10 protein-coding genes are annotated in these 9,689 nt (G+C 59.7%); 7 read left to right on the top strand and 3 right to left on the bottom strand.

Annotated elements, in window-relative coordinates; all coding sequences use genetic code 11:
- The first annotated feature begins 11 nt into the window (after positions 1 to 11).
- The 4 genes from ACE3OH_RS14455 (at position 12) to ACE3OH_RS14470 (ending at position 4,238) form a co-directional block, all read left to right on the top strand.
- Positions 12 to 1,022, top strand: coding sequence for an ABC transporter permease subunit (locus tag ACE3OH_RS14455; RefSeq protein ID WP_374354244.1), 1,011 nt, complete (start codon positions 12 to 14; stop codon positions 1,020 to 1,022).
- A gap of 99 nt (positions 1,023 to 1,121) precedes the next feature.
- Entirely contained in the window at positions 1,122 to 2,033 is a 912-nt protein-coding gene (locus ACE3OH_RS14460; RefSeq protein ID WP_374354217.1) for an ABC transporter permease subunit, read from the top strand.
- A gap of 157 nt (positions 2,034 to 2,190) precedes the next feature.
- The gene (locus ACE3OH_RS14465; RefSeq protein ID WP_374354220.1) at positions 2,191 to 3,159 is read left to right on the top strand and encodes an ABC transporter ATP-binding protein; all 969 of its coding nucleotides are present in this window, start codon (positions 2,191 to 2,193) and stop codon (positions 3,157 to 3,159) included.
- A gap of 107 nt (positions 3,160 to 3,266) precedes the next feature.
- Positions 3,267 to 4,238, top strand: a complete 972-nt coding sequence (locus ACE3OH_RS14470) for a peptide ABC transporter ATP-binding protein (protein WP_374354223.1) — start codon at positions 3,267 to 3,269, stop codon at positions 4,236 to 4,238.
- 303 nt (positions 4,239 to 4,541) lie between these two features.
- Here ACE3OH_RS14470 and ACE3OH_RS14475 read toward each other — a convergent pair whose 3' ends face one another.
- Positions 4,542 to 5,660 (bottom strand): ABC transporter substrate-binding protein, encoded by a 1,119-nt coding sequence (locus ACE3OH_RS14475; protein ID WP_374354226.1) that lies wholly within the window; start codon positions 5,658 to 5,660, stop codon positions 4,542 to 4,544.
- A gap of 207 nt (positions 5,661 to 5,867) precedes the next feature.
- On the opposite strand from ACE3OH_RS14475, the gene coaD reads away from it, so the two are divergent.
- The 3 genes from coaD to ACE3OH_RS14490 are packed head-to-tail and all read left to right on the top strand — an operon-like array spanning position 5,868 to position 7,468.
- Complete coding sequence (coaD, locus tag ACE3OH_RS14480; RefSeq protein WP_374354229.1) at positions 5,868 to 6,356, top strand: pantetheine-phosphate adenylyltransferase; 489 nt, start codon at positions 5,868 to 5,870, stop codon at positions 6,354 to 6,356.
- Positions 6,357 to 6,369: 13 nt separating this feature from the next.
- On the top strand, positions 6,370 to 6,897 hold the full coding sequence (locus tag ACE3OH_RS14485; RefSeq protein WP_374354232.1) for a hypothetical protein: 528 nt from the start codon (positions 6,370 to 6,372) through the stop codon (positions 6,895 to 6,897).
- Positions 6,898 to 6,922: 25 nt separating this feature from the next.
- Positions 6,923 to 7,468 (top strand): hypothetical protein, encoded by a 546-nt coding sequence (locus ACE3OH_RS14490; protein WP_374354235.1) that lies wholly within the window; start codon positions 6,923 to 6,925, stop codon positions 7,466 to 7,468.
- 22 nt (positions 7,469 to 7,490) lie between these two features.
- On the opposite strand, the gene ACE3OH_RS14495 is transcribed toward ACE3OH_RS14490, so the two are convergent.
- Together ACE3OH_RS14495 and ACE3OH_RS14500 are read right to left on the bottom strand one after the other, a co-directional pair.
- Positions 7,491 to 8,123, bottom strand: a complete 633-nt coding sequence (locus ACE3OH_RS14495) for a response regulator (RefSeq protein ID WP_374354238.1) — start codon at positions 8,121 to 8,123, stop codon at positions 7,491 to 7,493.
- On the bottom strand, positions 8,120 to 9,490 hold the full coding sequence (locus ACE3OH_RS14500) for a histidine kinase (protein WP_374354241.1): 1,371 nt from the start codon (positions 9,488 to 9,490) through the stop codon (positions 8,120 to 8,122). Before ACE3OH_RS14500 ends, ACE3OH_RS14495 begins: the two co-directional genes overlap by 4 nt.
- Positions 9,491 to 9,689: the final 199 nt, after the last annotated feature.

Here is a 9,689-nt window from a genome sequence, read left to right on the forward strand (position 1 = left end):
GAGGTAACCCCATGTTTTCCTTTGTACTGAGGAAGCTGGCGACGGTCATTCCGACCTTCATCGGCATCACGCTGGTGGCATTCGCCCTGATCCGGATGATTCCGGGCGACCCGATCGAGGTGATGGTGGGCGAGCGCAAGCTCGACCCGGTCATGCACGCCGAGGCGGTGCATCGTCTTGGGCTCGATCTGCCGCTGCATATGCAGTACTTCAACTATATGAAGCAGCTGGCCCATGGCGACCTCGGCAATAGCCTGGTGACGCGCGAGCCGGTGACCAAGGAATTTCTGACCCTGTTCCCGGCCACCATCGAGCTGAGCCTGTTTGCCCTGCTGCTGGCTGTTGCGATTGGCCTGCCGGCCGGGATGATCGCCGGCCTCAAACGTGGATCGATCTTCGACCATGGCGTAATGGGGGCGGCCTTGACCGGCTTTTCCATGCCGATTTTCTGGTGGGGCCTGATGCTGATCATGTTCTTCTCGGTCAAGCTCGGTTGGACGCCAGTGTCGGGCCGCATCGACATCGACTACGACATTGCCCAGAAAACCGGCTTTTTGCTGATCGACAGCCTGCTATCCGGCGAGGCCGGCGCATTCAAATCGACGGTGGCCCACCTGATTTTGCCGGCCATCGTGCTTGGCACCATTCCGCTGGCGGTGATTGCACGGATGACCCGCTCCTCCATGCTGGAAGTGCTCAAGGAAGATTACATCCGCACCGCTCGCGCCAAGGGCCTGTCGTCCACCCGTATCGTGGTGGTGCATGCCTTGCGCAATGCCCTGATTCCGGTGATTACCGTGATCGGCCTGCAAACCGGCACCTTGCTGGCCGGCGCGGTGCTGACCGAGACCATTTTCTCCTGGCCCGGCATCGGCAAATGGCTGATCGATTCGATCGGTCGCCGCGATTATCCGGTGGTGCAGGCCGGCATCCTGATTACCGCCACCATCATCATCCTAGTGAACCTGATCGTTGATTTGCTGTATGGCGTGGTCAATCCGCGTGTCCGTGGCGGGCACTAGAGGTGGCAACCATGGCCCGTTCATCCTCGCTTGCCGCCGCGCGGCAGCCTCGCTTTGCTCGTGAGCGTCTTGCTCACTTGGCAGGTCAAGGAGTCTGATATGACAACCCAAGTTCAAGCCGTCGCCACCGAAGCGGTGCCGAATTTCCCTTCGCCGCTGAAGGAATTCTGGCAAAGCTTTTCGCATAACAAGGGTGCGGTGGTGGCCCTGCTGATTTTCATCGTGCTGGTGATCAGTGCCCTGTTTGCCGGCTGGATCGCACCACACAACCCGATCGAGCAATACCGCGACCATATGCTGACTCCACCTGTGTGGGCGGAAGGTGGCATGCGCACCTATTTGCTCGGTACCGATGAGTTGGGCCGCGACATTTTGTCCCGCCTGATCTACGGCGCCCGCGTATCGCTGCTGATCGGCCTGATGTCGGTGATCATGTCCATGCTGCCCGGCATCGTGCTCGGCCTGTTGGCCGCGTTCTTTGCCAAGCGCCTCGGTGCGCTGATCATGCGGGTGATGGACATCATGCAGGCGCTGCCCTCCTTGCTGCTGGCCATCTGCATCATCACCATCCTCGGGCCGGGTCTGGTCAATACCATGATCGCCATCGCCATCGGCTCCTTGCCCAGCTACACCCGGCTGGCACGCGCTGCCGCCATGGGCGAGATCAACAAGGAATATGTCACCGCCAGCCGGGTGGCCGGCGCCGGCACCCTGCGCCTGATGTTCGTGACCGTGCTGCCCAACTGCATGGCGCCACTGATCGTCAATGCCACCCTCGGTTTTTCATCCGCCATTCTGGAAGCCGCCGCACTGGGCTTTCTCGGCCTGGGCGTGCAACCGCCCACGCCGGAGTGGGGCACCATGCTGAGCGCCGCCCGCGACTATATCGAGCGCGCGCCGTGGGTTGTGACCATGCCGGGCCTGACCGTGCTGATCTCGGTGCTGGCGATCAATCTGATGGGTGACGGCCTGCGCGATGCGCTGGACCCCAAGCTCAAGCGCGCTGCCTAAGGGCAATGTAAAACCCAAATCTTGAACCACAGAGGATACAGAGAACACCGAGGGTGCGCAGAGCAAGGCAAGACTGAGGAAAGTTCTCTGTGCCAGATCTGTGTTCTCCGTGCGCTCCGTGGTTCAAGAAGTTGAATGATGTAATGAGAGGCACCTGATGAGCCTTCTGCAAATCAAGAATCTGCGCGTCGAGTTCGGCTCGGCGGCGCATCCGTTTCCGGCAGTCGATGGGCTCGATTTCGATATCGACCGTGGCGATATCGTCGGCATCGTCGGTGAATCCGGTTCCGGCAAGTCGGTGACCATGATGGCGCTGATGGGCCTGATCGATGCTCCGGGCCGTGTCAGCGCCGATGAGCTGAAATTCGACGGCCACGATCTGCTCAAGCTCAATCCCAAGCAGCGTCGCGCCATTGTCGGCAAAGACATCGCGATGATCTTCCAGGACGCGCTGACCAGCCTCAACCCGTCCTATACCGTCGGCTACCAGATCATGGAAGCCTTGAAGGTGCATATGGGCCTGCGTGGCGATGCCCTGCAAAAGCGGGCGCTGGAATTGCTGGAGCTGGTGGAGATTCCCGATGCGAAAAATCGCCTGCATGCCTATCCGCACCAGTTGTCGGGCGGTATGAACCAGCGGGTGATGATCGCTATGGCGATTTCCTGCAACCCCAAATTGCTGATTGCCGACGAGCCGACCACTGCGCTGGATGTGACCATCCAGGCGCAGATCATGGATCTGCTGACCCGCCTGCAAAAAGAACACAATATGGCGCTGATCATGATCACCCATGATCTCGCGGTGATCGCCGAAATGGCCCAGCGCATCTGCGTGATGTATGCCGGCCAGATGGTCGAGCGTGCACCGGTGGCGCAGCTGTTTGCCCAGCCGCAGCACCCCTACACCCGCGCCTTGCTCGATGCGATTCCCGAGCACAACAAGGGCGCGCATCGCCTGTCGGCCCTGCCCGGCATCGTGCCAGGCCATTACGACCGCCCCAAGGGCTGCCTGCTCAGCCCGCGCTGCCGCTTTGCGCAGGACCGTTGCCGCAGCGAGCGCCCGGCGCTGCTCGATGGCGTGCGCTGCTTCACCCCGCTGGATGCGGCTGGCGCGCCTAAACACTGAATCGTGTAGGCGGGATGCACGGGGTGGCCTTGGGCCATTCCGACAAGCTGTCTACCCAAGTTTGCTGTCGGATTGAATTCCGACCTATGGAAGAAAAGAGGCATCTGATGGCCGAGTTACTCCTTGCTCAAAACCTGACCCGTCATTACCAGGTCAGTCGTGGCTTTCTCAAGGGCCATGCCACGGTCAAGGCGCTCAATGGCGTGTCGTTCACCCTGCAGCCGCGCCGCACCCTGGCGGTGGTTGGTGAATCCGGCTGCGGCAAGTCGACGCTGGCACGCCAGCTGACCATGATCGAGCCGGCTACCTCGGGCACCCTGGCCATCGACGGCGTCGATGTGGCATCGGCCAGGCCAGACTTGGTCAAGCAGATGCGCGGCAAGGTGCAGATGGTGTTCCAGAACCCGTTTGCTTCGCTCAATCCGCGCAAGCAGATTGTCGCTACGCTCGATGAGCCGCTATTGATGAATACGGCCTTGAGCAAGGCGGAGCGCCTGGACAAGATCAAGGCGATCGTCGCCAAGGTCGGCTTGCGGCCCGAGCATATCCATCGCTACCCGCATATGTTCTCCGGCGGCCAGCGCCAGCGCGTGGCGATTGCCCGGGCGATGATACTCAACCCGAAGATCGTGGTGGCCGACGAGCCGGTGTCGGCGCTGGATGTGTCGATCCAGGCGCAGATCCTCAATCTGTTCATGGATCTGCAGGAAGAATTCGGCACCGGCTATGTGTTCATCTCGCACAATCTGGCGGTGGTCGAGCATGTGGCGAACGATCTGCTGGTGATGTATCTGGGCTCGGCGGTGGAATATGGCGACAAGGCGCGCATCTACCAAAAGTCGTTGCACCCTTACACCCAGGCACTGATGAGCGCTACCCCGGCTATTCGCGAGGAAGATCGCCGCATCAAGATCAAGATCCAGGGCGAATTGCCCAGCCCGCTCAATCCGCCATCGGGCTGTACTTTTCACAAACGCTGCCCGCATGCCAATGAGCGCTGCAAGAGCGAAGTGCCGCAGCTGCGTGAAGTGGATAGCCGCATGGTGGCCTGCCATCGCGCGGAAGAGATCAACGTCTAGTTGTAGGTGGGAGCGGCGTAAGCCGCGAAAGCCAGTCTTTTCGCGGCTTACGCCGCACCTACGGCCCAATGCAAAAGCCACCGCATGCGGTGGCTTTTGCTTATGTTGGCTGGGGCAATTGTCATATAGCCCGTATAGGGTGAAGTGGCTTCTGGACGTTGTTATGCTTGACGGCGTTTTTTCCAGCTCGCCTGCCGGCTCGCTCCCGGATTGCGCCTGCGGCGCCATCCAGGCTACCGCCGCGCCCGCCATCGAAGCAAAAAGGCCACCGCATGCGGAGGCCCTTTTGCCTGCAAGCAGCAATCAGCGCGACAGCTCGCCCTTGACGTTGACAATGGTCAGGTCGACGAACTTGGAGCCTTCGCGCCGGTTCGGACCAAAAGTGACATGAAAGCCCTGGTAGTCGACTTCACCCAGATTGGTCAGTGCAGCCAGCACCTTGGCGCGGTCGCTGCCGCTGCCGGCGCGCTTGATGGCATCGCTAAGCAGCTTGGCATTGATATAGCCTTCCAGGGCTGCATAGCTGATGGTGGCATTGGCATCATAGTCCTGCATGGCCTGGCGGAATTCGCGGATCAGCTTGTTGCGGCTGTCCCAGGCATAGGGATAGACCTGGGCGATGGCCAGTCCGTGTGCGGTGCCGGCGCCGATATCCTTGACCAGCTGCTCGAAGTCCACGGTGGAGGTGTGGTATAGCACCGAACCACAGCCAGCCTCGCGTAATTCCTTGATAAAGGCACCGGCCGGCTTGGTGATCGAGATCATCAGGATGGCGGGCGGATTGGCATTGGCCATTTTTTCCGCCGCCGCCTTCATATCCAGCTTGTTGGTCAGATAGCTGGCCTGCACGGTGATCTGCATATTATTGGCCTTGGCCGCCTCCTTGGCGGCATCGAGGCCCTCGCGACCAAAGCCATCGTCCTGATAGAACACACCGATCTTGTCGATGCCCAAGCCATGCATCTGCGTCACCATCTTGGCGATTTCGTCTCGCTGGCTGGCTCGCGAATGGAACACATTCGGTGAGCCCGGCACGCGGATCATGCGCACCCCGGAGGCGACGCCGACCAGCGGAATGCCGGCGCCTTCGAGCCAGCGGTGGCTCATCAGCTCGATCACCGCATCCTCGCCGTAGTAGCCGAGCAGGGCGACGGCTTTATCCTTGTCGATCAGCTTGCGGGTATTGGCCAGGGTGCGCTGGGTGTCAAAGGCATCGTCATAGCTGATGAAGCGCACCTCCTCGCCATTGATGCCGCCCTTGCTGTTCAGCGTGTTGAAATACGCCGCCGCACCCTCCGCCAGGCCCTTGCCATAGCCGCTGGCCACGCCGGTCAGCGGCACGCTCTGGCCGATGACAATGGCTGCCTGTGCTGCGCCGCTCAGTGCAAATAATCCAAGTAGAAGTAACTTCCAGCGTCGCATTGCGTACTCTCCCGTTTTGTAGCCATCAGTTTGCATCATCGGCTTCGCTGCTTACAACGCCCTTGCGCAAAAATGCGACACCATCAGACAGTGATGATGCACTTTCGCCGAAACGTTGACGATTCACCCACCGGGCGACGAATGGACTTGTCGGCGCCCACCCGATAATCGCCTAGAATGAGCGCCCCAACGAGAAGGACGCCCCCAATGAAGCGCGCGGTCTATGCCGGTAGTTTCGACCCGGTCACCAACGGTCACCTGTGGATGATCGAGCGAGGCTATGAGCTGTTCGACGAGATGATCGTCGCCATCGGCGTCAATCCGGACAAGCGCGCCACCTTCAGCGTCGAAGAACGCGAGGACATGCTGCGCGAAGTCACCCAGCATCTGCCCAACCTCAAAGTCACCAGCTTCGAAAACCAGTTCCTGGTCAACTACGCCCGCTCGGTTGGCGCCAACTACATCCTGCGCGGCATCCGCAACCCCAGCGATTACGAATTCGAGCGCACCATGCGCTATATCAATTCCGATCTGGTGCCGGAAGTCACCACCACCTTCCTGATGCCGCCGCGCTCGATCGCTGAAGTCAGCTCCACCATGATCAAGGGCCTGGTCGGACCGGAGGGCTGGGAAGAAGTGCTGAAGAAATATGTGCCGCCGGCGGTGCATTGTCGGTTTATGCAGATGGCGAGCTGATGCAATGGATTGTATGAGGCTGTGGGCCGTCGTCATGGCGGCTTTGATTTTTCTGACCGGATGCTTTCATGGCTCAGTAGCGTCATCTGACGGGGCAAAATATATTGCCGAGCTCGGCGAAATGATTCAAAGATCTGATCGCATTGTCGTAAATGAGCATTCTTTTGAATTGGATGCATACGACTTTGCGGCTCATAAATCACTACTTTCACATGATGTGATTTATGACTCTCGTGAGTTGAATCGGCAGCAGAAGGCTTTGTTTCTTGCGACAGTTCAACAATTGAAGCCTGAAACTCAGGATGCATTTCCTGCATGTATTTTTGAGCCTCATCATACGGTGTTGTTTTTCAGTGGTGTTAAGTTAATAAGTACTATGAAGATTTGCTTTCAGTGTGGCCAGGTGAAATGGGATGCGTCGACGACGACTCCACCATGGGCACTGTATTCTGGCTTGTCTGGATTTATTTCTGGTATTGGGCTTCAGCCTGTTCGAGATTGGCGTGCGCTTGCAAGGCAGCATTTGAACGTGGGCTCTTGATCACGCTGTGGAATGGCAATGGGGTGTGAGTTTGAAGAATACATGGTGTACGCTTTTCCTGCTTCTCATGTTTTCAGCTCAGGTGGTGGCTGCTGGTTTGCGTTCGTCTGGCCGGGTCTATAGTGTTAATTTGATCCGGGATGACGAGTTGGGGAATGGGAGTTATTTTGGGAAGTATGCATTTCCGCTTGAGTATACCGGCGGGACTGTGCTGGATTTGTTCCCTGATGGTGTGTTTGTTGTTTCATGTTGGCTGGATATAGGCCCTGTTGAGTATGTGGCTTCAGGAAAGTATGCGATTGAAAGTGGTGCGCTTAAACTGAATGTGTCCAAGCTAAAGGCTGGACATGGCATCAATCGTTTTCTGGATCTTCGCGTCGTCCGTGGGTACGTCCATGAGAAAGATTACCTTACTGACTATCAAGTATTTTTAATCAGTAGATCAGAATGGGAGAGGGCAGAGAAGGGCGATGAAAATGTCACGGCGCTCCGGCGTAAGGTCCAATACCATGATTGGCAGGGTATAGAGCGGGAGTTGATGCAGAAAAGTGCAGGCGCTTCAAGCGATTAACCCCCGTCTATGTAATCTACTCTCAGCTCCCGCCCTTCACCCGCCCCCGCCAAACATGAATCGCCGCCTGAGTGCGGTCTTCCAGCTGCAGTTTGTCGAGCAGGCTGGTGATATGGTTTTTCACCGTCTTTTCGCTCAGGCCCAGCTGGCTGGCGATGGCGCTGTTTTTCAGGCCGGCGGCGATCAGGTCGAGGATTTCCTGCTCGCGGCTGGTCAAGGCCTCGCTCGGGCTGTTGCCGCCCGATAGCGCGCCTATCATGGCGCGGGCGATGCGCGGGTGCAGGGCTGGCTCGCCGCGGGCGGTGCGCTCGATCGCCTGTACCAGCTCGCCCGGTGCCGTGTCTTTCAGCAGGTAGGAGGTGGCGCCGGCCTGCATCGCTTCCACCAGGTATTCGTCGCCCTCGTGGCTGGTCAGCAGCATCACTTTCGATTGCGGGCTGCGCTTGAGCAGCTCACGGGTGACCGCAACGCCATTGCTGTCCGGCATCAGCAGGTCCATCAGTACCACCTGGGGCTGGAAGCGCTCGGCGGCGGCGATGGCCTCGGCGCCACTGCCCCCCGCTGCCACCAGCTCGAAGCCGCCATGCGCCTCCCGCACTGCCATGATGCCGTAGCGCACCACGGCGTGATCGTCGCAAATCAGTAAGCTGATCATATTGCACCCTGCTGTTGAAAACGTAGGCACACCCGGGTACCGCCGGCGCCGCTGCTGATGTCGAGCTGCCCGCCCGGCAGCAGGGCGGCGCGCTGGCGCATGGTGCCAAGGCCAAGGCCGGCCGTGGTGGTGCCGGTATCAAAACCGCTGCCCTGATCGCTAATGCTCAGCTGCCACTGTGGCCCATCGCGATGCAGCGCGATATCGACATGGCGCGCGCCGCCATGGCGTACTGCATTGGCCACCGCCTCGGCCACCACGCCGCACAGCTCGTTCACCTGCTCGGCGGGCAGGCTCGGCTCTTCCTGCATGTCCAGTCGCCAGGCGAGCTGGCCGGTCCAGGCTTGCAGGCTGCTGGCCAGCGCTTCGCGCAGTGATTTCGACTCGCTGTTGACCAAGGCGGTAAGCAGCTCGGTGAGGCCGGAAAACACTGCCTGGTTGATCGCCTCGGCACGTTGCATCGATTCAGCAGCGCGGGCCGGGTCGCGCGCCAGCCACTGGCTGGCAGCGTGGATCTGCAAGCCGCAGGCGAATACCTGTTGCTTGACCGTATCGTGCAGCGCGCGCGCCATGCGCTGGCGCTCCTGCAAGGCGGCCAGCTGCTGCTCGGTTTTCAGGTGGCTGGCCAGCTGTGCCGCCATGGCATTGAGCGAGCGGGCGTGCTCACCCAATTCGTCCTGCGATTGCTCGACAATGCTGGCGCTGAAATCGCCGCGCGACCACGCTTCGCTGGCGCGGGTAATGCGGCGCAGGCGCCGCGCCAGCCAGAGGCTGACGCCAATGCCGAGCATGGAGCCAGGTACCGAGATCACCAGCACCATGAACCACAGCGACACGCCGATATCGCGCAGCGAACTGGACAGGTTTTTCAGCACACTGAACTTGGCATAGTGGCGTATCACCAGGGTGCCATCGGGTTGCAGCGGCAACACCAGCAGGCGCTCGGTGGGCGACACGGTTTGCAGCCGCTCGGCGCCGGGCTGCCAGCGCGCAGGCAACTCAAGACCCGCCGCTTCCAGCCGCTGCAGCGACTGCCCGCTGCCGTCGAATACGGCAAGACTCACTTGCGGCTCGGACGATTCGGCAATGCCGTAGGTTACCGCCGAGCCTTCCACACTCTGCAGCTGGCTGCGGATCGCCGCCAATAGCCGGGCGGTCAGATCGCGATCTTCAAGGCGCCCACCCAGCAGGGAGACTTCCTGCGAGATCAGCGACTTCAGGTGGGCTGGCTGTACCAGCTCGCGAAAATTGGCGGCATCGAACATCGGCCCGATGATCAGCACGATCAGGGTGGAGCCGAGCAGGGTAATGGCGACATAAGCGAGGGTGAGCTTCCACCACAGCGACTTGATCAAGCGTTTACGCAAACGGGCTCCTTGGATTGCCAACAAACCTTGAACCACAGAGGGCACAGAGAACACAGAGGTGGCACAGAGGAAAACCTGGACAAGTGCGAAACTGATCGCTTGGCGTACTGGATCAAAGGTCGGCTTCGAAATTTGAGCCCGATGCGCTCAGTCCTTTGGAGGCAGACGCGATTCGGTTGCGTTCTCAAATCACTCTCTG

It is taken from the genome of Chitinimonas sp., assembly GCF_041904975.1.
Classification (GTDB): Bacteria; Pseudomonadota; Gammaproteobacteria; order Burkholderiales; family Chitinimonadaceae; genus Chitinimonas.